Consider the following 22,176-nt stretch of genomic DNA (forward strand, 5'->3'; position numbering starts at 1 on the left):
TTCCTTAATCCGCATCAGTTTTATTTCGACCTGCTCGCGATAAATTGGCGCCATGCTGAACCCAGTCGGATCTTGGAAAAAAACGGAATCCAGAAAACATGATGAGCAAATTCCCCGCCCTGCCGGATACGCTGGACATGCTGGTCAGGCCACCTCGCACCGGCACTGTTTATCTGGTCGGCGCCGGGCCAGGCGATCCCGACCTGTTGACGCTGCGTGCGGCCCGCCTGCTGGGGCAGGCCGATTGCGTGGTGTACGACCACTTGGTTGGCAGCGGCGTCATGGCTTTGGTGCGCGGCGATGCCGAACGGATCTACGTCGGCAAAGAGGAGCGCAATCACACCTTGTCGCAGGACGGCATCAACGCGCTGCTGGTGCGGCTGGCACGGCAAGGCCGCCAGGTGGTGCGCCTGAAAGGCGGTGACCCTTTCATCTTCGGGCGCGGCGGCGAAGAGCTGGAAGCGCTGGCGGCTGGCGGCATCCGCTACGAAGTGGTGCCGGGCGTCACCGCGGCCAGCGGCATCTCGTGCTACACCGGGATTCCGCTGACGCACCGCGATCACGCGCAGTCATGCATCTTCACCACTGGCCACCTGCAAGACGGCACGCTGAATCTGGATTGGGAAACCCTGGCGCAGCCGCGCCAGACGGTGGTGATCTATATGGGACTTAAGGCACTGCCGGAAATCAGCCGACAGTTGATTGCGCACGGCCAGCCGTTCGATATGCCGGCCGCGGTGGTCGAGCAAGGCACCACGCCGCGGCAGCGGGTCGCGCGCGGCACGCTGGCAAACATTTCCCGCCTGGTTGCCGCGCGCGGTTTCAAATCGCCTTGCCTGATCATCGTCGGCCAGGTGGCGGCCCTGCATGACCGTCTGGGCTGGTTTGCCGGGATGCAGGAAGCAGTGCTGGAGGACGAGGCATTGGCCTGACGGGGGCTGCTCAGTCCGGCCCGAAACGGTTGCTCGCCGCCATCTCCCGAATCATGCTGATGGTGTCGATATCCGCTTCTTCATAGGCGGAACGGCGGAAATCGTTGTACATCGCTTCCTCCTCGCCCTCGGCACCGGCGTCGTCCGCATCGTAGGTAAAGCGCACGTACAGCAAGCCGGGCTGCGGCTCCTCGATCGTCATGTCGAGACTGGAGGCGACGATGTCGTGTTGCGCCGGCACCCGGTACTGCACCTGTTGCTGCGGCAGCAGCGTCACCTGGTCGCGGATCACCAGGCTGCCGTAGCGCAATTCGCGCAACATCACTTCTTCGTTGTGCTCGAAAATCGTGCATTCATCCAGGTGCGGCATGAACAAGGTGGGCGCTTGCGCGCGCAGCACCAGGCCACGCCACAGCTGGTCGCGCGACAGCGGCTCCAGCAGCGGGTTCAGAGGGTCGTTGACTTCAATCAGGTGAGTGAATTTCATGGTGTAGGCCTGGCTTGTGAAAACGGTCGCCGCCCGCGCAGCGGCGACGCATAGCCTATTAGACACCATATTTGCGACGCCGGACGGCAAGCCGGCGCGGGCGGATATCGAAGTGCTTGCCGGCAAGAGCCGGCGGATTCGCGTGTCATCGATGGCGGCGCCTGCGTGCAGCGCTGCCGGCCGTTCGGTATCATTCGGCAAAGAAACCACGCTCCGGCCGACTGACACGCATCGGTTTGCGCCGCGCTGCGGGCCGCTGTGGCGGACATGAATCCCAAGCTGCGGCAGAAGGAAGTTATGCAGTCGATCATCTCGGTAAAAAATCTGACCAAGACCTATGCCTCCGGTTTGCATGCGCTGAAGAGTGTCGACCTCGACATCCGGCGCGGCGAAATTTTTGCGCTGCTGGGGCCGAACGGCGCCGGCAAGACGACCTTGATCAGCATCATTTGCGGCATCGTCAATCCGAGCAAGGGCACGGTGCAAGCGGCTGGCCATGACGTCGTGGCCGACTACCGGGCGGCGCGCGCGCAGATCGGCCTGGTGCCGCAGGAATTGTCCACCGATGCGTTCGAGACCGTGTGGGCCACGGTCAATTTCAGCCGTGGCCTGTTCGGCAAGCCGCGCAATCACGCGCACATCGAAAAAGTGCTGCGCGAGCTGTCGCTGTGGGACAAGAAGGACGCGCGCATCATGACCCTGTCAGGCGGCATGAAGCGGCGCGTGATGATCGCCAAGGCGCTGTCGCACGAGCCGCAGATCCTGTTCCTGGACGAGCCGACCGCCGGTGTCGACGTCGAACTGCGGCGCGATATGTGGCAGATGGTGCGACGTCTGCGTGACCATGGAGTCACCATCATCCTGACCACTCATTACATCGAGGAAGCCGAGGAAATGGCGGACCGCATCGGTGTCATCAGCAAGGGCGAAATCATCCTGGTCGAGGACAAGGCGGCGCTGATGGAGAAGCTCGGCAAGAAGCAATTGCGGTTGCAGTTGCAACGCCCGCTGGCGCAGATTCCGGAAGCGCTGGGCGCGCACCGGCTGGAGCTGTCCGCCGGCGGCGAGGAGCTGGTCTACACCTTCGATGCGCAGGGCGAGCAGACCGGCATCGGCGGCCTGCTGCGGCAACTGAACGAGCACGGCATCGACTTCAAGGACCTGCAGTCGAGCCAGAGTTCGCTGGAGGAAATTTTCGTCAGCCTGGTGCGGGGGCGGCCATGAACTTGTATGCGATCCGCGCCATCTACCTGTTCGAGCTGGCGCGCAGCTGGCGCACGCTGATGCAAAGCCTGGCTTCGCCGGTGATCGCGACCGCGCTCTACTTCGTCGTGTTCGGCTCGGCGATCGGTTCGCGCATGGGACAGATCGACGGCATCAGCTACGGCGCCTTCATCGTGCCGGGCCTGATCATGCTGTCGCTGTTGACCGAAAGCATTTCCAACGCCTCGTTCGGCATCTACATGCCCCGGTTCTCGGGCACGATTTACGAGGTGTTGTCGGCGCCGATCTCCAGCGTCGAAATCGTCGCCGGCTATGTCGGCGCGGCCGCCACCAAGTCGGTGATCCTGGGACTGATCATCCTGGCCACCGCGCGCCTGTTCGTCGAGTTCGAGATTGCCCACCCGCTGTGGATGCTACTGTTCCTGCTGCTGACGGCGCTGACCTTCAGCCTGTTCGGCTTCATCATCGGCATCTGGGCCGACGGTTTTGAAAAACTGCAGATCATCCCGATGCTGATCATCACGCCGTTGACCTTCCTCGGCGGCAGCTTCTATTCGGTCCACATGCTGCCGCCGTTCTGGCAAAAAGTCACCTTGTTCAATCCGGTGGTGTACCTGATCAGCGGTTTTCGCTGGAGCTTCTATGGCGTCGCCGATGTCAGCGTCGGGCTCAGCATCGGCATGACGCTGGCGTTCCTGGCCCTGTGCCTGCTGCTGGTGCGCTGGATTTTCCGCACCGGCTACCGTCTCAAGACCTGAGTCCGCGCCGCGCGCATCCGCGTTCGCCCGATCCGTCTTACACTGACCCCGCCCATGTTGCTTGCCGATTGCGATTGATGTCTTCGTCCCCGCTCGATTGCCTGCTCCAGGAAATTGCCGCCTGCCAGGCTTGTGCCGCCAGCCTGCCGCACGCGCCGCGCCCGGTGGTGGCGGCCGGCCCCGGCGCGCGCCTGCTGATCGTCGGCCAGGCGCCCGGACGCCGGGTGCACGAAACCGGAATTCCGTGGAACGACCCGTCCGGCGATCAGTTGCGGGCCTGGCTGCAATTGACGCCGCAGCAGTTTTACGACGCGAGCCGGGTGGCGATCGTGCCAGTCGGCTTGTGCTATCCGGGCAAGGGCGCCGGCGGCGATCTGCCGCCGCGCCCCGAGTGCGCGCCGCGGTGGCACCCGCGCCTGTTGGCGGCGATGCCGGAAATCCGTTTTACGCTATTGATCGGCCGTTACGCGCAGGCTTGGTACTTGAAAAAAGCCTGCAAGCCGACCCTGACCGCGACCGTGGCGGCTTACGCCGATTATCTGCCGCGCTTCATGCCGCTACCGCATCCGAGCCCGCGCAACCGCTTCTGGCAGACCCGCAATCCGTGGTTTGCCGCTGAAGTCTTGCCGGTGTTGCGCAAACAGGTGCGGGCGGCGCTGGCGGATTAGGCACCGGTCGTTGCGCAGGATTCGACCCTGACCCCGAATCAGCTCGCAACCCCGGCCCATGGCTGACGCCGGGTGCTGCCGGCAAACAGCGGGTGCGCCTGTGCCTCCTCCAGTGTCAGCACTGGTGTGACGCAGGCGTCAGCGGACTCGAAGCGCTCGCTCCAGTAAGCCAGCGGCCGGGAAGCCACCAGGGCGGCCACCTCGTCGCGCAGCAGCGCGCAATCCGCGGAGCCGGGCACCTGGCCGCGTTGCCAGTGGCGCTTGACCCAGTCGGGACGTGCAAACACTTCGCACGCGGCTTTCCAGAATTTGAACTCCAGCGCGCCCAGCGCCAGATGGCGGCCGTCGGCCGTGGCGTACAGGTTGTAGCAAGGCAGGCCGCCGTTCAGCAGGTCTTCGCCGGCCCGCGGGCGGTGTCCCAGCAGCGGCGCCAGCAATGCCGCCGTCGCCTGCGGCAGCACCAGGTGAGCATGCAGCCCATGCGTCATGCTGACATCCAGGTGGCGTCCCTGGCCGCGGCGCTGCGCATCGAAAACCGCGGCCAGGACGGCGATGCAGGCCAGCGCGCTGCCGGCCGACAGGTCGCCCCATTGCACGTTGGACAGGGCCAACTCGCCGCTGGGCGCGCGTATCTGATCCAGAGCGCCGGACATCGCCATGAAATTCAGGTCGTGTCCGGCGCGCTGCGCCCAAGGACCTTGCTGGCCATAGCCGGTGATCGAGACCAGCACCAGCTTCGGGTTGATCGCCTTCAGCGCCGCGAAATCCAGGCCCAAGGCCCGCAAGACGCCGGGCCGAAAACTGTCCAGCATGACGTCGGCAGTCGCCAGCCAGCCGCGTAAATGCTCGAGGTCGGCATTCTGCTTGAAGTCGATGCGGCGGCATTCCTTGCCGTGGTTCAAGGCGTCGAACAAGGGGCCGAGCGCGCGGGCCGGGTCGCCTTCCGGCGGCTCGACCTTGATGATTTCGGCGCCGAGATCGGCCAGCATGCGAGTGCAAAAAGGCCCCGGCAGGTTGCGCGTCAGATCGATGACGCGCAGCCCGGCCAGCAGCCCCGACAAGGCACCGGCTTGGCCGAGTCCGGCGCGCTGGTTGCTCTCGTTGCCGGCAACCGTCACACGGCGTCCTCGAAGCGCCTGCCCTCGGCCGCCTGCCGCAGCACGATCGCGGCCGGCGCGAAGCGCTCGCCGTAGCGCTCGGCCAGTTGCCGCGAGCGTTCCACGAAGCGCGTCGCGCCGATGGCGTTGATGAACTGCAGCGCGCCGCCATGGAACGGCGCGAAGCCCCAGCCGAAGATCGAGCCGATGTTGGCGTCGGCCACCGAGCGCAGCACGCCTTCCTCGAAGCAGCGTGCGGCTTCGTTGGCCTGGATGTACATCAGGCGGTCGACCAGTTCCTGCTGCGCCGGCTGTTCGGCTGCCGGCGGGAATAGCGTGGTCAGTTCCGGCCACAGGCTCTTTTCCTTGCCGCGGTAGTCGTAAAAGCCCTGGCCCGCCTTCTTGCCGACCCGCCCATGCTGGGCGCCGACCAGTTGCAGCACCGCCGCGCCCGGATGCTCGGGCAGCGTCTTGCCTTCAGCCGCCAAATCCTTCCTGGTCTGCTCGCCGATGTGCAGCGACAGGCTGAGCGAGACCTCGTCCTGCAGCGCCAGCGGTGGCATCGGCATGCCGGCCTTGACCCCGGCCACTTCGATCGAGCGCGGATGCACCCCTTCGGCCAGCATCGCCAGGCCTTCCATCACGTAGGTGGCGAACACGCGCGAGGTGTAGAAGCCGCGGCTGTCGTTGACCACGATCGGCGTCTTGCCGATCTGCAGCACGTAGTCGAAGCCGCGTGCCAGCGTTTCGTCCGAGGTTTGCGCGCCGACGATGATCTCGACCAGCGGCATCTTGTCCACCGGTGAAAAGAAATGCAGGCCGATGAAATTGGCCGGCCGCGCGCTGGCCTTCGCTAGGCCGGTGATCGGCAGGGTCGAGGTGTTGGACGCGTACACTGCATCGGCCGCGAGCACGGCTTCGGTTTTCTGCGTGCAGGCGGCCTTGATTGCGCGGTCTTCGAACACCGCCTCGATCACCAGGTCGCAGGCCTTCAGATCATCGTAGCGGGTGGTCGGCGCAATGCGCGCCAGCAGTTGCTCGCGCTGTTCGGCGCTGCTCTTGCCGCGCGCCACCGCCTTGTCCAGCAGGCCCTGCGAGTAGGCCTTGCCGCGCTCGGCATTTTCCTGCGTGGTGTCGAGCAGCACCACCTCGATGCCGGCCTTGGCCGAGACGTAGGCGATCCCTGCACCCATCATGCCGGCGCCGAGGATGCCGAGTTTCCTGACCTTGGCGGGCGCAAAATCCTTCGGCCGCGACTGGCCTTTCTTGATCGAATTCAACTGGTGCCACAGCGTGCCGATCATGTTCTTCGATGCCGGCGACATCACGCAGGCGGCGAAGTAGCGAGACTCGACTTGCGATGCGGCATCGAAGTCCAGCAAGCCGCCCTCGAACAGGCAGGACATGATGTGGGTGACGGCCGGGTAGTTGCCGTGCGCCTTGGCGTTCGCCATCGACGGCGCGATCGCCAGCACCTGCACCACCGCCGGGCTCTTGCTGTCGCCGCCGGGAAAGCGGAAGCCCTTGGCGTCCCACGGCTGCACCGGTTTCGGGTGCGCCAGGCACCAGGCGCGCGCCTTCTGCAGCAGTTCGGCGCGGTCGGCCGCCAGCTCGTTGACCAGGCCCATTTCCTTCGCCTTGGCGGCGGACAATTCCTTGCCCTGGGTGATCAGCTCGAAGCTTTGCTGGATGCCGATCATGCGCGGCAGTCGCTGCGTGCCGCCGCCGCCCGGCAGCAGGCCCAGCTTGACTTCCGGCAGGCCGAGTTTCAGTTTGGGGTCGGCCAGCGCAAAGCGGGCGTGGCAGGCCAGCGCCAGTTCCAGGCCGCCGCCGAGCGCCGTGCCATTCAAGGCGGCGACCACGGGCTTGCCGCATTTTTCCATCCGGCGCAGCAGCGCCTTCAGGCCTTCGGCCAGCGCGAAGGCTTCTTCGGCGCTTTCGATTCGGGTCAGTTGATCGATGTCGGCGCCGACGATGAAGGTCGGCTTGCCGGAAGTGAGCACCAGGCCCTTGATGGCGGCGTCCTGCTCCAGCCGCTCGACGATGGCGGCGAACGGTTCGGCCAGCGATGGATTCAGCACGTTCATCGCGCGCGCCGGCTGGTCGAAGGTAACCAGGCCGATGCCGTTGGCGTCGATCTCGAAGGTGAGGGTGTTGGCTTGTGTCATGTCGTGGTCTTCCTCAAACGCGTTCGATGATGGTGGCGATGCCCATGCCGGCGCCAATGCACAGCGTGGCCAGCGCGGTGCCCTTGCCGCTGCGCTCCAGCTCGTCCAGCGCGGTGCCGAGGATGATGGCGCCGGTGGCGCCCAGCGGATGGCCCATCGCGATCGCGCCGCCATTGACGTTGACCCGGCCCAGCGAGATACCCAAATCGCGTGCGGTCTTCATCGGCACGGTGGCGAAGGCTTCGTTGATTTCCCACAGGTCGATGTCGGCCGGGGCCATGCCCAGCTTGCCGAGCGCCTTGCGGCAGGCCGGGGTCGGGCCGGTCAGCATGATGGTCGGCTCGGAGCCGATCACCGAGCACATGCGCACCCGTGCGCGTGGCTTCAGGCCAGCCTTGAGACCGGCTTCCTTGCTGCCCAACAGCAGCAGCGCGGCGCCGTCGACGATGCCGGAGGAATTGCCGGCGTGGTGCCCGTGGTTGATTTTCTCGATGGTGGTGTACTTGTCCAGCGCGGTGGCGTCGAAGCCCATCGCACCCATCATTTCAAACGACGGATTGAGCTTGGACAGCGATTCGACCGAGGTGCCGGGACGGATGGTTTCGTCGCGGTTGAGCAGCGTCATGCCGTTGATGTCCTGCACCGCGACGATGGATTTCTCGAAGCGGCCCTCGACCTGGGCTTGCGCGGCGCGCCGGTGCGATTCGGCGGCGAAGGCATCGAGGTCGGCGCGGCTGAAGCCTTCCAGGGTGGCGATCAGGTCGGCGCTGATCCCTTGCGGCACGAACGCCAGCGCGCTGTTGATGCGCGGATCCATGATCCAGGCGCCGCCGTCGCTGCCCATCGCCCAGCGGCTCATCGATTCGACGCCGCCGGCCACCAGCATGTCTTCCATGCCGGAGGCGATCTGTGCGGCGGCCAGGTTGACCGCTTCCAGCCCCGAGCCGCAGAAGCGCGACAGCGTCACGCCGGCCACGTTTTCGGCCCAGCCGGCGTCCAGCACCGCGGTGCGGGCGATGTCGGCCCCTTGTTCGCCGACTGGGGTCACGCAACCCAGGATCACGTCGTCGACCAGTGCGGTGTCGAGCCGATTGCGCCGCTGCAGCGCCTGCAGCAGCGTGCGCAGCAGCCACACCGGCGAGGCCTGGTGCAGGCTGCCGTCCTTCTTGCCCTTGCCGCGCGGGGTGCGCACGGCGTCGAAAATATAGGCTTCAGTCATGCCAGTTCCTTCAAAAAATGGATGGGTCAGAGGAAGCGCGAAGCCAGCTCTTTCATGATTTCATTGGTGCCGCCGTAGATGCGCTGCACGCGGGCATCGGCGTACAGGCGGGCGATCGGGTATTCCTTCATGTAGCCGTAGCCGCCGAACAGTTGCAGGCATTCGTCGATCAGCTTGCACTGGTTGTCGGTGATCCAGTACTTGATCAGCGCGGCGCGGTCGACTCCCAGCTCACCCTTCAGGTGCGCCACCATGGCGGCGTCCACCAGCGCGCGCGAGGCCAGCAGCAGCGCCTGGCATTCGGCCAGCTTGAAGCGGGTGTTCTGGAAGTTGAAGATCGGCTTGCCGAAGGCCTTGCGCTCTTTCGTATAGGCCAGCGTCTCCTTCATCGCCAGCTCCATCGCGGCAATCCCGGCGACCGCCACGATCAGCCGCTCCTGCGGCAACTCCTGCATCAACTGGAAAAAGCCCTGACCTTCCTGGCCGCCCAGCAGATTGTCGGCCGGCACCGCCACGTCGTCGAAGAACAGCTCGGAGGTGTCTTGCGCCTCCATGCCGATCTTGTCGAGGTTGCGGCCGCGCCGGAACCCCGGCGCCTGCTCGGTCTCGACCACCAGCAGCGAGATGCCCTGCGCGCCCTTGTCCTTGTCGGTCTTGCAGACCACGATCACCAGATTGGCCAACTGGCCGTTGGTGATGAAGGTCTTGCTGCCGTTGATGCGGTAGCGGTCGCCCTTCAGGACGGCGCGGGTCTGCACGCCCTGCAGATCGGAGCCGGTGCCCGGTTCGGTCATGGCGATGGCGCCGATCAACTCGCCGCTGGCCAGCTTCGGCAGCCAGCGCTGCTTTTGTTGTTCGGTGCCATAGCGCAGGATATAGGGGGCGACGATGCCGGAGTGCAGCGAACCGCCAAAACCGCCGATCGCCGCCGCGCCCTGGGCCAGGATCAATACCGCTTCGTGGCCGAAATCGCCGCCGCCGCCGCCATAGGCTTCCGGCATCGAGGCGCACAGGAAGCCGTTGGCGCCGGCGTCCAGCCAGGCTTGGCGATCCATCACGCCGGCGGCGCGCCAGGCTTCGTCCTTGGGCCCCCATTGTTCCTTGAAGAAGCGGGTGGCCGAGTCCAGCAGCATCGAGTGCTCTGCGGTCATCCAGGGAGGGGCGAAGTTGTTGATCGGCATCTCGGTTCTCCAATTGCGGTAATTTAGATTACTATCACGGCCAACGGCACCCCGGGGTTGGGTGCCTGTATCTGGCTATGGTGTCCGTCCGGCGTCCTCATTGCAAGAAGAAATGCTGCTTGCAGGCCGGATTCCATATATTTGGTAATTCAAATTTCCATCCTGAACGAGTCTTGTCCCATGCCTTCTCCTCGCCGGCCTCCCACCGCTGCCGCCGCGGGTGCTGCGGAACCCGTACCGCCGCACGAGCGTCGCGCCGCGCACCACGCGATGCGGCCCGATACCTGGCGCCGCATCGAAAAAGCCGTGCTCGAATTATTTTCGACGCGCGACTTTCACGACGTCGGCCTGCTGGACGTGGCCCGCTCGGCCAATGTGTCGCTGCAAACCATCTACAAATACTTCGGCAGCAAGGAAATCCTGGTCTACACCATGCTGGATGTGATGCTGGGCCGCCTGGCCGAGCGCATGATCGATCACCTGCAAGGCATCGACGACGCGCGCGAGCGGCTGCGCAAGACCTGCTGGGTGACGCTCGACTACATGGACCGCCACCCGGCCGTGATGCTGCTGCTGTTTACGGCCCTACCGGTGTCGCGCTACCAGAACATCGACATCTATGAAAATCCTGAACTGATGCGCGCCTTTCTTGGCGTGTTCAAGGACGGCCAGGAGCGTGGCGTGCTGAACCACCGCGTGTCCAGCAAGGTGCTGCTGGATGTCTTCATGGGCATCATCGGGCGCGTGGTGCTGATGCACATCGTGCGTGGCGAAGAACGCCCACTGATCGACCAGTTCGATGAGCTGTTTCATATTTTGTGGCGCGCCATGTCGGCTGATTGACTTACCGTCCGGCATTTGATCCGTCGTATGGTTTAATTTGCCCTTGTCTTTCAACCCAGGTCGAACTCGAACATGAAACGTACTTTCGCCGTCATCGGACTCGGCGCTTTCGGCAGCACCGCCGCGCGCGAACTGGCGCGGCTCGGGCACGAGGTGCTATGCATCGACTCCGATGCCGGCCGCGTCAACGACATCGCCGACAGCGTCACGCAGGCGGTGGTGGCGGATGCGCGCGATGAAAAAACCTTGCGCGACCTCGGCGTGGCCGAATGCGACGCGGTGGTGGTGGCGATGGGTTCGGACATGGAAGCCAACATCCTGATCACGCTCAACATCAAGAACATGCACAAGCCGGCGGTCTGGTCCAAGGCGCTGACCCACAACCATCACCGCATCCTGCAAAAGCTCGGCGCCGACCACATCGTCCATCCGGAATACGACATGGGCCTGCGGCTGGCGCACATGCTGACCTATCCGGAAGTGGTCGACTACATCAATCTTGGTCACGATCAGTTCACGGTGGAGGTGCGTGCCTCCGAGCGACTGGCCGGGCGTGACGTGGCGGCGCTCGGGCTGGCGCAGCGCAGAATCCGCTTGCTGCTGGTCAAGCGCGGCAAGGAGGTGCTGGCGGCGGGTGCGGATGACCTGGTGTTCCAGCGCGGCGACCAGATCGTGCTGCTCGGCGCCCTGAGCGACCTGCGCAAGATTTCGCCGCTGCTATGAGGGGGCGCCGCCATCTGACGCCGCGGCTGGCGCATCGGTTGCGGGTAAAGGTCGGCGCCGGAGTGGGGCGCCTGACGCCGCCGCAGGCGCTGATCCTGTCATTCGTCGGTCTGGCTCTGGCCGGCGCGCTGCTGCTCAAGCTGCCGATCGCGACCCAGGTCCCGACCAGCTGGCTGCAGGCGCTGTTTACCGCGGTCTCGGCCGCCACCATCACCGGCCTGTCGGTGGTCGATGTCGGCAGCCAGTTCACGCTGTTCGGGCAGGCTGTGCTGTTGCTGCTGATCCAGCTTGGCGGGCTTGGCTTGATGACCTTCGGCGTGTTTTTCATGCATCTCAGCAGCGGCCGGTTGCGCCTGCGCGATCGCGCCGCGCTGCGCGATTCCTTCAACCAGACCGGACGCGGCGACCTTGGGCAACTGCTGCGCACCATGATTGCGTTCGTTGCCGTCATGGAAGTGCTCGGCACCGCCTTGCTGGCGCTGCAATGGGTGCCGCAGATGGGCTGGGGCCGCGGGCTGTACTACAGCCTGTTTCATGCGATCTCGGCCTTCAACAATGCCGGCTTCGCGCTCGAGCCGAACAGCCTGGTCGCGTACGCCGGCAGCCCCTTGGTCAACAGCGTGATCTCGCTGTTGTTCATCGCCGGCGGCATCGGCTTCGTGGTGGTGACCGACCTGCGCGGCAAGAAGCGCTTCGCCGACCTGACGCTGCATACCAAGCTGATGCTGGTCGGCACCCTGGTGATCAACGCGGTGGCGATGCTGGTGCTGTTGCTGCTGGAGTATGGCAACCCGGCCACCATCGGCGGCCTCCATGATTGGGGCGCCAGGCTGTGGGCCACCTGGTTCCAGGCGGTGACGCCGCGCAGCGCCGGCATGAGCACGGTTGATATCGGCCATCTGCTGCCGTCTTCCGCGCTGTTCGTGATGGCCTTGATGTTCATCGGTGCCGGCAGCGGCTCGACCGGCGGCGGCATCAAGCTATCCACCTTCATCATCCTGCTGGTGGCGACGCGCGCCTTCATGCAGCAGCGAGCGCAGCCGGTGGTATTCGGCCGCGGCATCGATGCCGCCACCGTGCAAAAGGCGCTGGCAGTGACGCTGATCGCGATGCTGTGCGCGGTCGGCGCCACCTTCGTGCTGCTGCTGACCGAAGATGGCAACTTTCTCGACCTGGCGTTCGAGGTGGTCTCAGCGCTGTCCACCGTCGGCCTGTCGCGCGACGTCACGCCGCGGCTGTCGGCCGCCGGCCAGGGCGTGATCATGCTGCTGATGCTGATCGGCCGCGTCGGGCCGCTGACGCTGGCGTTCGTGATTGCCAATCCGCGTGGCGCGGCGGTCCGCTATCCGGCCGGGCAGGTGGCAATCGGCTGATCGGCTATACGTTCGGCGCGATATTCTGGTTCTGCCGGAACAGGTTGCGCGGGTCGTAGCGGTTTTTCACCCGCACCAGGCGCTCGTAGTTCGGCCCGTAGGCGGCGCCGATCCGTCCGGCCTCGTCCTGGGTCAGGAAATTGACATACACGCTGCCGCTGGCATACGGCGCGGCGGCGTCGAAGAAGGCGCGCGCCCAGTCGATGCACTTGCGGTCTTCGGCTGGATCGCTCCAGCGCGTATGGACGTTCATCGCGTACAGCGCGTCGCGGTGCGGGTAGGCGGTGGCATCCGCTGCTGGCCGGCTGGCCTCGCCGCCGATCAGGCCGAGGAAGATTTCGCACTGCGGCGACGGCAACTGGCCGGCGTAGCGGATCACGGTGTCGATCGCATCGTCGCTCAACGCGCTGAAGTTGTGCGATTTCCAGTAGTTGCGCGCGCCCGGCGTCAAGAGCGGGTCGAACGCCTTTTGCCAGGCGGTGTACGGCATCGGCCCGAGATGTTCGCCGTAGGGCTGGCCGAAGCCGCGCAGCGGCTCGACCGCCGCCGGGCCGTCGGCGCTCTTGCCGCAGTAGAACGCGGCCAGCACCACCACATCCTTGCCATGCACCGCTGCCGGCAAAAACGGCAGCGGCGGCGCCTGCCGCAGCACCGCCCACACGCTCAAATCCTGTGGCAGGCGCCCGACGAAATCGCGGTATTGGGTCAGCACCGACTTGGCCTGGTCGTGCGGGAACACGATCAGGCCGCCGAAGATTTCCGGCCCGACTGCATGCAACTGGAATTCAAACAGCGTCACCACGCCGAAGTTGCCGCCGCCGCCGCGGATCGCCCAGAACAGGTCGGGCTCCTGCTCGGCGCTGGTCCAGCGCCGTTCGCCGTCGGCGCTGACGATCTCAGCCGCAATCAGGTTGTCGACCGTCAGGCCGTGCTTGCGGCTCAACCAGCCGAAGCCGCCGCCCAGCGTCAGGCCGGCGACGCCGGTGGTGGAATTGATGCCGAGCGGCGTCGCCAGTCCGAACGCCTGCGCCTCGTGGTCGAAGTCGCCCAGCGTGGCGCCGGCTTCGACGAATGCGTGCCTGGCGTGGACATCGATCCAGGCCGAGCGCATCAGCGACATGTCGAGCATCAGGCCGCCGTCGCATACCGCATTGCCGGCGATGTTGTGGCCGCCGCCGCGCACCGCCAGCAGCAAATCGTTGTCGCGCGCGAAGACCACCGCGCGCATGACGTCGGCCACCCCGGCGCAGCGCACGATCAGTGCCGGCCGGCGATCGATCATCGCATTCCAGACGCTGCGCGCCTGATCGTAGCCGGGATCGTCCGGCCGCAGCAGCGGGCCGCGCAAGCCGGCTTTGAATTGATCGACGATTTCGTTTTTCAGGTTGGGCATGATCCACCTCGGCAAGAATGATGGCAGTTCCAAAGGACGGCGGGAGTGTTCGGCAGGCTGGCAAGCCCCGGTACGACGGCGCATGACGGCGAAGGCTGGCTCACGGTCGCAGCCAGATGGCGTGAAGCGTGCATCGGCAGCCGTTCTACTTACAATACGGCTCAGGCCCGTCTGGAGTTTGATCTTTCTCAACTCATTCGTGGCCGCTTTGTGTTTCACCTTGGCAAGCCGGCTGGACGGCAATTAAAACGGGGGCAACATGGGTCAGAGCAACGTGGCGGCGAACCAACCGGAAGAATTGCACACGGCGGGAATCCTGCTGGCGGCAGGCAAGGGCCGCCGCTTCGATCCGGCCGGCATCCGCAACAAGTTGCTGCAGCGCTTGCCGGGCGGCGACACGGTGGTGGCGCAAGCAGCGAAAAGCCTGCAGGCCGCGGTCGGCAGAACGCTGGCGGTGGTTCCGCCCGCTTCGCCCGACCTCGCCGCGCAGCTCTCCGCGCTGGACGTGGAGATGACCGAATGCGTCGACGCCGACAGCGGCATGGCGGCTTCCCTGGTGCATGGCTTGCGGGCAACGCAAGACGCCAGCGGCTGGGTGATCGCGCTGGGCGACATGCCGTTCGTGCGTCCGGACACCATTAGCCGGATCGTGGCTGCGCTGGCGCAAGGGGCAGGGATCGCGGTTCCGGTCTACCACGGCGTGCGCGGCAATCCGGTGGGATTCGGCCGCGTGCATCTGGAACATCTGCTGCAACTGTCGGGGGACGTCGGCGCCCGCAAGCTGCTGCAACACTATCCGGTGGTCGAAATCGCGGTCGATGATCCGGGCGTCTGCCGCGACATCGATACGGTTACGGATTTGCAAGGCAGTTGAGCGCCAAGCCGGAATCCGGCCAGTTGACAGCCTATTTCATCGAATCGCAGAGTATATCCAAATAGATCCCGTTTCAAGGGTGGAACGGGCCATGTATTGATGGAGTATGTGGCTGGAGCCGGCGGCTGACGTCACGCCTGCGCCTGCGGCAGCGCGCACACCATCTCGCCCGGATCGTTGTGGACGATCGCGCGTTCGTTCTTGGCTTGCGCGACGTTCATGTCGCGCGGCAGGGTCACGCCATTCTTGACGGCGAGAATTTCCGCCATCACGCTGACCGCGATCTCGGGCGGCGTCTTGCTGCCGATGTAGATGCCGATCGGGCCGCGCAGCCGTTGCAGGCTGGCCTCGGTCTGCTCGAAGTGCTCGATCATGCGTTGCTTGCGGGCGTCGTTGTTGCGGCGCGAACCGATCGCGCCGACGTAAAACGCCTCGGTCTTGAGCGCCTCCAGCAGCGCCAGGTCGTCCAGCTTGGGGTCGTGCGTCAGCGCCACCACGCAACTGCGGTGGTCGGGCTTGAAGTCCAGCACCACGTCATCCGGCATCTCGGCCACCACCTTGGCACCGGCCACCGACCAGCCGCTGCGGTACTCTTCGCGCGGGTCGCAGACGGTGACGGTAAAGCCGGAAAACAGCGCCATCGTCGCCAGGTACTCGGCCAGATGGCCGGCGCCGATCAGCAGCATCCGGTATTCCGGGCCGAAGCTATTGACCAGTTCGGTCGGCGTCAGGTCCAGTTCCGCCGGCGCGCTGGCCGGGGCCAGCGACACCAGGCCATCGGCCAGGCGTACCGTTCGCCGCATCGACTGCCCGCTTTCCAGCGCGCCGACCAGGCTGGCCAGGCTGGCGGCGTCGGGGTCGTATTCCAGTAATAATTCCAGCGTGCCGCCGCACGGCAGGCCGAAGCGGTGCGCCTCGTCGGCCGTGACGCCGTACTTGACGAAACCGGGCGCGCCGCTGGGAATTTGCTTGCTCGCATCCTGGCTGGCATAGGCTTGCGTATGGCGATAGATCAGGTCATCTTCGATGCAGCCGCCCGAGACCGAGCCGGCCACCACACCATCTTCGCACAGCGCCATGATCGAACCGACCGGCCGCGGCGACGAGCCCCAGGTGCGCACCACGGTCGCCAGCAGGGCGCGCTTGCCGGCCAGGCGCCAGTCGCGCAGCGTGCGCAATACCATCACGTCGAGGTTTTCCATCGCCACTCCTTTTTCGTTGCCGTGTCTGTCGCCGCCGACACCCTAGCGCAGCCACCAGATCAGGGCCGCCACCAGCACCACCGCGCCCGCGACCCAGGCCCAGGCTGGAATCCCGGCGCCGGCGGCAGCCGCCGCCTCCGTGGTAACTGCCGCTTCCGCTGCCCGGGCCGCATACGCTTGCGGGAAGCGGCGCTGCATTTCCTCGTCGAAGCGCTTGAAAAAATCTTCCGCCATCGATTTGGCGGCGCCATCGATCAGGCGCTGCCCGAGCTGCGCTACCTTGCCGCCGACCGAGGCATGCACGGTATAAGCCAGGTCGCAGCCGGCATCGTTGGCCGTCAGCGTGACCTGGGCATTGCCCTTGCCAAACCCGGCCGGCCCGCCCTGTCCCTCAAACGCGATGTTGTAGCTGTTCGGCGGCTGGATGTCGGAAAGCGTGATCTTGCCGTTGAACTTGGCCGCGACCGGGCCGATCTTCAGCGCCAGGCCGATCGCGTACTGGTTGTCGCCGCTGGCTTCGACCTTGTCGCAGCCCGGAATGCAGGTCTTGAGCACCACGGGATCGTTCAACGCGTCCCAGGCTTGTTGTTGCGTGACCGCCAGTTGCCGGTTTGCCTGCATCTCCATTGTGTTCTCCTCGCTCTCCAGGTTTGATTGTGCACCGTTCAGCGCTTCAGCAGCGCCGCCAGGCTGGCCGCCAGGTCTTCCAGCTTTTCCAGATTGTGCACCGCCAGCATGCCATGCGCCTGCGCGTGCAGCACGGCGGCGCCGCGCGCGCTGGGCGTGTAGCCATCAAAGCGCAGCAGCGGATTGAGCCACAGCAGCCGGCGGCTGGCGCGGCGCAGCCAGGCCAGCTCCTGCATCAAATCTTGCGGCTCGCCGGTGTCGAGACCATCGGTGATGATCAGCACCAGCGTGCGGCGCCCGACCAGCCGCCGCGCATGCAGCAAGCGCAGGCTGGCCAGGGACGACCCGAGCCGGGTGCCGCCGGCAAAGTCTTCGATCGCGGCGCCGGCCACGGCCAGCATCTGGTCGGTATCGGCGATCCGGAACGCCGGCGTCAGATCGGTCAACTGGGTGCCGAAGGCAAACACGTCGCGCCGTGGATGGCGCCGGGTGGCGGCATGCAGGAAGGCCAGCAGCAGGCGCGCGTAGCGTTCCATCGAACCGGACACATCCACCAGCACCAGCAGCGGCAGCGGTTGTTCGCGCCGCTGCAGGCGCGGCAGGTCCAGCAGTTCGCCACCGGTGCGTGAGGCCCGCTGCATGACGCCGGGCCAGTGCAGGCGCGCGCCGGCAGCGGCCGGATAGGTACGGCGCGCGGCGAACTGTGGCAGCGGCAGCCGCACGTCGCGCGCCAGCCGCTCCACCAGCAGGTATTCCTTGCCAGACAGTGCGTTGAAGTCGGCGTGTTTCAGGCGCTGCAGGTCGCTGGCGGTCATGGCAGCGTCGAATTCCAATTTCTGGTCTTGCGGTGCCGGCCTGGCCTGCTGGCCATAGGCTTTTTGCGGCGCCAGCGCCTCGCGCACGCGCGGGCGGCGCTTGCTGGGCTCGGCCCGGCCTTCGGCGCTGGGCAGCAGTTGCGCCAGCAGTTTCCTGGCGATGTCGGGATCGCGGAAGTAGGCGTCGAACAGCTCGCGAAATACCAGCCGGTCCTGTTCGCGGCTGATCATCACCGCCTCCAGCGCGGCGCTCAAATCCTGCCTGGCGTCGACCCCGACCGCCAGCGCCGCCTCTTCGGCCAGCGCAATGCGCGAGCTGTCGACCCGTACACCGGCGCGCCGCAGGGCGCGGCCAAAGCCGGTGATATTGTCGGCCAGTTTGCCGGAACGGGCGTCGCCGAGCAGCATGGGATTTCCTCGCCCGGGTGGCCTCAGGCGGCTGCGGGCGCGGGTGTGGGCGCAGGAGCGGGGGTGTCTGCGGGCTGCAGCAACTCGGCCGCCATGTCGCGCGTCAAGGCTGCCACATCTTCGCGCTGCTTGAACAGGATGCCGGCAGTGTCGAACACCACTTCCGGATCGAGCGCCAGCGTGTCGAGCGCAACCAGCGCCTTGGCCCACTCGACGCTTTCGGCAATCCCCGGCGCGCGCTGGAAAGCGCTGGCAAAGGGCGCGCTGCGCAAGCGGCCGATGAATTCGGCGACTTGCGCCGACAGCGCGGCGCTGGCCAGCGGCACCTGGGCGCGCACGATCACCAGTTCGCGCTCGCGTTCCGGGTAGTCGAGCCAGTGATACAGGCAGCGGCGCTTGACCGCGTCGTGCAGCTCGCGCGTGCGGTTGCTGGTCAGGATCGTGACTGGCGTGCTGGCGGCGCGCACCGTGCCGATCTCGGGAATGCTGACCTGGTACTCGCCCAGGTATTCCAGCAGGAAGGCCTCGAACGGTTCGTCGGCGCGGTCGACCTCGTCGATCAGCAACACCGCTCCCGGCGCCGGCGTCTGCAGCGCCTGCAGCAGCGGCCGGTGGATCAGGTAGCGGTCCTGGTAGACCTCGCGCTCGATCTGCTCGCTATTGCCCAGGCCTTCACGGCGCAATTCGGCGGCCCGCATGTGCAGCAACTGGGCCGCGTAATTCCACTCGTACAGGGCTTCGCGCTGCTCCATCCCGTCGTAGCACTGCAGGCGAATCAGCACCCGTTGCAGCGCGGTCGCCAGCGCCTTCGCCAACTCGGTCTTGCCGACGCCCGGCTCGCCTTCCAGCAGCAGCGGGCGCTGCAGGCGCAGCGCCAGGAATACCGCGGTGGCCAGCCGGCGGTCGGCATAGTAGCCGGCCTCCTCCAGGGCCAGCATCAGCGCATCGATCGTGGCAAACACGGTGTATCTAGCCTAGCGCCTGGGCCACCGCGCGCTGCGTCTGCACGCTGATCAGGTTGGCACGGTAGGCCGCGCTGGCGTGGATGTCGCCATTCAGGTCTGCGGCGTCGATGCGAACGGCGGCCGCCGCCGCGGGCGTGAAGCTCCCGGTCAGCGCGTTCTCCAAACCCTGGTGGCGGAACACGCCGTTGCCGGCGCCGGTTACCGCCACGCGCACGCCGGCGTCGGTTTGCGCCACGAACACGCCCACCAGCGCGAAGCGCGACGCCGGCTGCCGGAACTTCATGTAGGCCGCGCGCCGCGGGATCGGGAAGCTGATGGCCGTGATCAGCTCGCCATCCTGCAAGGCGGTGGTGAACATGCCCTGGAAGAAGTCGTCGGCGGCGATCTGGCGCTGCGTGGTGTGCACCGTGGCGTTCAGTCCCAGCACCGCTGCCGGGTAATCGGCCGCCGGATCGTTGTTGGCCACCGAGCCGCCCAGCGTGCCCATCGCGCGCACCTGGCGGTCCCCGATGTGCGCGGCCAGCTCGGCCAGCGCCGGTAGCGCGGCCTTCAGTTCGGTGTTGGCGGCAACCTCGGCATGGCGCGTCATGGCGCCGATCACGAAGGCGTTGCCGTCGCGCCGGATGCCGGCCAGTTCCTTGATGTTGGCCAGATCGACCAGTTGGCCGGGATCGGACAGGCGCAGCTTCATCGACGCCAGCAGGGTTTGCCCGCCGGCCAGCACCTTGGCGCCAGCGGCGGCCAGTTTGGCGGCTTCCGCGGTGGTGGCGGGGCGCTCCAGTGTGAATGCATACATGATGGCTCTCCTTAGGCTTGTGCGGATTGCTTGGCAGACTGGATGGCTTCCCACACGCGGCCGGGCGAAGCGGGCATGTCGAACTCCTGCACGCCGACCGCGTGCAGCGCGTCGAGCACGGCGTTGATCACGGCCGGCGGCGAGCCGATCGCGCCCGCCTCGCCGCAGCCCTTGGAACCGAGCGGGTTGTGGGTGCAGGGCGTGCACACATGGCCCAGCTTGAACTCGGGGAAATCGTCGGCGCGCGGCATCGCGTAATCCATGAAGCTGCCGGTCAGCAACTGGCCGCTTTCGCGGTCGTACACGCAGCGTTCCAAGAGCGCCTGGCCGATACCCTGCGCGATGCCGCCGTGCACCTGGCCTTCGACGATCATCGGGTTGACGATCACGCCGAAGTCATCCACCGCGGAAAAGCGGTCGACACGGGTGGTGCCGGTGGCCGGATCGATCTCGACTTCGCAGATGTAGGTGCCGGCCGGGTAGGTGAAATTGGTCGGATCGTAGAATGCGGTTTCGTTCAGCCCCGGCTCCAGCTTGTCGAGCGGGTAGTTGTGCGGCACGTAGGCGGTCAGCGCCACCTGGCCGAAGGTGACTTTCTTGTCGGTGCCCTTGACGGTGAATTCGCCGTTGGCGAACTCGACGTCGGCGTCGGAGGCTTCCATCAGGTGCGCCGCGATCTTCTTGGCCTTGGCCTCGATCTTGTCGAGCGCCTTCATGATGGCGGCGCCGCCGACCGACAGCGAGCGCGAGCCGTAGGTGCCCATGCCGAACGGCACGCGGCCGGTGTCGCCGTGCACCACGTCCACCGCGTCGACCGCGATGCCGAGGCGCGCCGCCACCACCTGCGCAAAGGTGGTTTCATGCCCCTGGCCGTGGCTGTGCGAGCCGGTAAACACCGTCACGCTGCCGGTCGGATGCACGCGTACCTCGCCGCACTCGAACAGGCCGGCGCGCGCCCCCAGCGCGCCAGCGATGTTGGACGGCGCCAGCCCGCAGGCTTCGATGTAGCTCGAATAGCCGATCCCGCGCAGCAGGCCCTTGGCTTCGCTTTCCTTGCGCCGGGCGTCGAAGCCGGCGACGTCGGCCAGCTCCTGCGCCTGGTTCATGCAGGCATGGTAGTCGCCGACGTCGTACTGCAGCGCCACCGGCGTCTGGTGCGGGAACTGGGTGATGAAGTTGCGCTTGCGGATTTCATCCTGCGACAGCCCCAGCTCCCAGCCGCAACGGGTCACCAGCCGCTCCACCAGATAGGTAGCCTCAGGGCGGCCGGCGCCGCGGTAGGCGTCGACCGGCGCGGTGTTGGTGAACCAGGCGTCGACCTCGACGTAGATCTGCGGCGTCGCGTACTGGCCGGCCAGCAGCGTGCCGTACAGGATGGTAGGGATCGCGGTCGAGAAGGTGGACAGGTAGGCGCCGAGGTTGGCGTCGGTGTGCACTCGCATCGCCAGGAACTTGCCATCCTTGTCCATCGCCATTTCGGCGTGGCTGACGTGGTCGCGGCCATGCGCGTCACTGACGAAGCTCTCGTTGCGCTCGGCGGTCCACTTGATCGCGCAGTTCAACTGCTTGGCGGCCCAGGTCAGGCACACGTCTTCGGCATACAGGTAGATCTTGGAGCCGAAGCCGCCGCCGACGTCGGGCGCGATCACGCGCACCTTGTGCTCGGGCAGGCCGAGCACGAAGGCGGTCATCAAGAGGCGCTCGACGTGCGGGTTCTGGTTGGAAACGTACAGCGTGTATTCGTCGCTGGCGCGATTGTAGGAGCCGATCGCGGCGCGCGGCTCCATCGCGTTCGGAATCAGCCGGTTGTTGACGAGATCGAGTTTGGTCACGTGGGCGGCGCCGGCAAAAGCGGCATCGACTTGCGCCTTGTCGCCCAGCACCCACTTGTAGCAATGGTTGTCGGGCGCCACCTCGTGCAGCGCGCTGCCCTTGGCGGCGTCGCGCACATCGACCACCGCCGGCAGCGCATCGTAGTCGACCTCCACCGCCTCGGCAGCGTTCTTCGCCTGCTCCAGCGTATCGGCCACCACCATCGCCACGTGGTCGCCGACGTAGCGCACCTTGCCCTGGGCCAGGATCGGATGCGGCGGTTCCTTCATCGGCGTGCCGTCGGTGCTGGTGATCAGCCAGCCGCAGGGCAGGCCGCCCATCTTGCCTTCCACGTCCTTGCCGGTGAATACCTTGGCGACGCCCGGCATCGCTTCGGCGCGGCTGACGTCGATGCTCTTGATGACGGCGTGCGCATACGGCGAGCGCACGAATACCGCGTAGCGCTGGTTGGCCAGATTCACATCGTCGGTGTACTGGCCGCCCCCGGTCAGGAAGCGGTAGTCTTCTTTACGGCGGACGGCCTCGCCAATATGCGGCAGGCCGGCAAAGTTACTTGCACCCATGCTTGTACTCCTTTGGAGGTTTGGCGA

Annotated in this window: 20 protein-coding genes; 8 read left to right on the top strand and 12 right to left on the bottom strand. The window is 66.1% G+C overall.

The genetic code is table 11. The features are described 5' to 3' along the window. The first annotated feature begins 98 nt into the window (after positions 1-98). A complete protein-coding gene (gene cobA, locus ACK2VC_RS09735) occupies positions 99-932 on the top strand; it encodes a uroporphyrinogen-III C-methyltransferase (protein WP_486730147.1) in 834 nt (277 codons plus the stop codon). Positions 933-942: 10 nt separating this feature from the next. Here cobA and ACK2VC_RS09740 read toward each other — a convergent pair whose 3' ends face one another. Further along, a complete protein-coding gene (locus ACK2VC_RS09740) occupies positions 943-1,419 on the bottom strand; it encodes an SRPBCC family protein (protein WP_486730148.1) in 477 nt (158 codons plus the stop codon). A 297-nt stretch (positions 1,420-1,716) separates the two neighbouring features. On the opposite strand from ACK2VC_RS09740, the gene ACK2VC_RS09745 reads away from it, so the two are divergent. The 3 genes from ACK2VC_RS09745 (at position 1,717) to ACK2VC_RS09755 (ending at position 4,069) form a co-directional block, all read left to right on the top strand. Next, the gene (locus ACK2VC_RS09745; RefSeq protein WP_486733212.1) at positions 1,717-2,643 is read left to right on the top strand and encodes an ABC transporter ATP-binding protein; all 927 of its coding nucleotides are present in this window, start codon (positions 1,717-1,719) and stop codon (positions 2,641-2,643) included. Continuing rightward, the gene (locus tag ACK2VC_RS09750) at positions 2,640-3,401 is read left to right on the top strand and encodes an ABC transporter permease (protein WP_486730149.1); all 762 of its coding nucleotides are present in this window, start codon (positions 2,640-2,642) and stop codon (positions 3,399-3,401) included. The genes ACK2VC_RS09745 and ACK2VC_RS09750 overlap by 4 nt, the downstream gene beginning before the upstream one ends. 77 nt (positions 3,402-3,478) lie before the next feature. After that, positions 3,479-4,069, top strand: coding sequence for a uracil-DNA glycosylase family protein (locus ACK2VC_RS09755; protein WP_486730150.1), 591 nt, complete (start codon positions 3,479-3,481; stop codon positions 4,067-4,069). Between the two features lie 38 nt (positions 4,070-4,107). Here ACK2VC_RS09755 and ACK2VC_RS09760 read toward each other — a convergent pair whose 3' ends face one another. Genes ACK2VC_RS09760 through ACK2VC_RS09775 form a run of 4 tightly spaced genes read right to left on the bottom strand, consistent with a single transcriptional unit; the run spans position 4,108 to position 9,734 of the window. After that, positions 4,108-5,187: a CaiB/BaiF CoA transferase family protein gene (locus ACK2VC_RS09760; RefSeq protein WP_486730151.1), complete on the bottom strand. Its 1,080-nt coding sequence runs from the start codon at positions 5,185-5,187 to the stop codon at positions 4,108-4,110. Next, positions 5,184-7,334 carry a 3-hydroxyacyl-CoA dehydrogenase NAD-binding domain-containing protein gene (locus tag ACK2VC_RS09765; protein WP_486730152.1) on the bottom strand — a complete coding sequence of 717 codons (2,151 nt, stop codon included), beginning with the start codon at positions 7,332-7,334 and terminating at the stop codon, positions 5,184-5,186. The genes ACK2VC_RS09760 and ACK2VC_RS09765 overlap by 4 nt, the downstream gene beginning before the upstream one ends. Positions 7,335-7,347: 13 nt before the next feature. After that, entirely contained in the window at positions 7,348-8,553 is a 1,206-nt protein-coding gene (locus tag ACK2VC_RS09770; protein ID WP_486730153.1) for an acetyl-CoA C-acetyltransferase, read from the bottom strand. A 26-nt stretch (positions 8,554-8,579) separates the two neighbouring features. Continuing rightward, positions 8,580-9,734: an acyl-CoA dehydrogenase family protein gene (locus ACK2VC_RS09775; protein WP_486730154.1), complete on the bottom strand. Its 1,155-nt coding sequence runs from the start codon at positions 9,732-9,734 to the stop codon at positions 8,580-8,582. Between the two features lie 180 nt (positions 9,735-9,914). Between ACK2VC_RS09775 and ACK2VC_RS09780 the strand changes: the two genes are divergently transcribed. The 3 genes from ACK2VC_RS09780 to ACK2VC_RS09790 all read left to right on the top strand — a co-directional run bounded on the left by ACK2VC_RS09780 (position 9,915) and on the right by ACK2VC_RS09790 (position 12,673). Next, positions 9,915-10,577 (top strand): TetR/AcrR family transcriptional regulator, encoded by a 663-nt coding sequence (locus tag ACK2VC_RS09780; RefSeq protein WP_486730155.1) that lies wholly within the window; start codon positions 9,915-9,917, stop codon positions 10,575-10,577. A gap of 72 nt (positions 10,578-10,649) precedes the next feature. Further along, complete coding sequence (locus ACK2VC_RS09785) at positions 10,650-11,300, top strand: potassium channel family protein (RefSeq protein WP_486730156.1); 651 nt, start codon at positions 10,650-10,652, stop codon at positions 11,298-11,300. Then, the gene (locus ACK2VC_RS09790) at positions 11,297-12,673 is read left to right on the top strand and encodes a TrkH family potassium uptake protein (RefSeq protein WP_486730157.1); all 1,377 of its coding nucleotides are present in this window, start codon (positions 11,297-11,299) and stop codon (positions 12,671-12,673) included. The genes ACK2VC_RS09785 and ACK2VC_RS09790 overlap by 4 nt, the downstream gene beginning before the upstream one ends. A 4-nt stretch (positions 12,674-12,677) precedes the next feature. On the opposite strand, the gene ACK2VC_RS09795 is transcribed toward ACK2VC_RS09790, so the two are convergent. Beyond that, complete coding sequence (locus ACK2VC_RS09795; protein ID WP_486730158.1) at positions 12,678-14,066, bottom strand: FAD-binding oxidoreductase; 1,389 nt, start codon at positions 14,064-14,066, stop codon at positions 12,678-12,680. 259 nt (positions 14,067-14,325) lie between these two features. Here ACK2VC_RS09795 and ACK2VC_RS09800 point away from each other — a divergent pair, with 259 nt between their 5' ends. After that, complete coding sequence (locus tag ACK2VC_RS09800) at positions 14,326-14,940, top strand: nucleotidyltransferase family protein (protein ID WP_486730159.1); 615 nt, start codon at positions 14,326-14,328, stop codon at positions 14,938-14,940. 131 nt (positions 14,941-15,071) lie between these two features. On the opposite strand, the gene ACK2VC_RS09805 is transcribed toward ACK2VC_RS09800, so the two are convergent. From ACK2VC_RS09805 to ACK2VC_RS09830, 6 genes are read right to left on the bottom strand one after another with little or no spacing between them, the layout of a single operon-like run. Next, positions 15,072-16,142: an XdhC family protein gene (locus tag ACK2VC_RS09805; protein ID WP_486730160.1), complete on the bottom strand. Its 1,071-nt coding sequence runs from the start codon at positions 16,140-16,142 to the stop codon at positions 15,072-15,074. A gap of 42 nt (positions 16,143-16,184) precedes the next feature. After that, positions 16,185-16,769, bottom strand: a complete 585-nt coding sequence (locus ACK2VC_RS09810; protein WP_486730161.1) for an SRPBCC family protein — start codon at positions 16,767-16,769, stop codon at positions 16,185-16,187. A gap of 38 nt (positions 16,770-16,807) precedes the next feature. Beyond that, positions 16,808-17,992 (bottom strand): vWA domain-containing protein, encoded by a 1,185-nt coding sequence (locus tag ACK2VC_RS09815; protein WP_486730162.1) that lies wholly within the window; start codon positions 17,990-17,992, stop codon positions 16,808-16,810. 23 nt (positions 17,993-18,015) lie between these two features. Further along, a complete protein-coding gene (locus tag ACK2VC_RS09820; protein ID WP_486733213.1) occupies positions 18,016-18,930 on the bottom strand; it encodes an AAA family ATPase in 915 nt (304 codons plus the stop codon). Positions 18,931-18,961: 31 nt separating this feature from the next. Next, positions 18,962-19,753, bottom strand: coding sequence for an FAD binding domain-containing protein (locus tag ACK2VC_RS09825; protein ID WP_486730163.1), 792 nt, complete (start codon positions 19,751-19,753; stop codon positions 18,962-18,964). A gap of 11 nt (positions 19,754-19,764) precedes the next feature. After that, entirely contained in the window at positions 19,765-22,149 is a 2,385-nt protein-coding gene (locus ACK2VC_RS09830) for a xanthine dehydrogenase family protein molybdopterin-binding subunit (protein ID WP_486730164.1), read from the bottom strand. Positions 22,150-22,176: the final 27 nt, after the last annotated feature.

It is taken from the genome of Herbaspirillum sp. WTB6 (assembly GCF_057457785.1).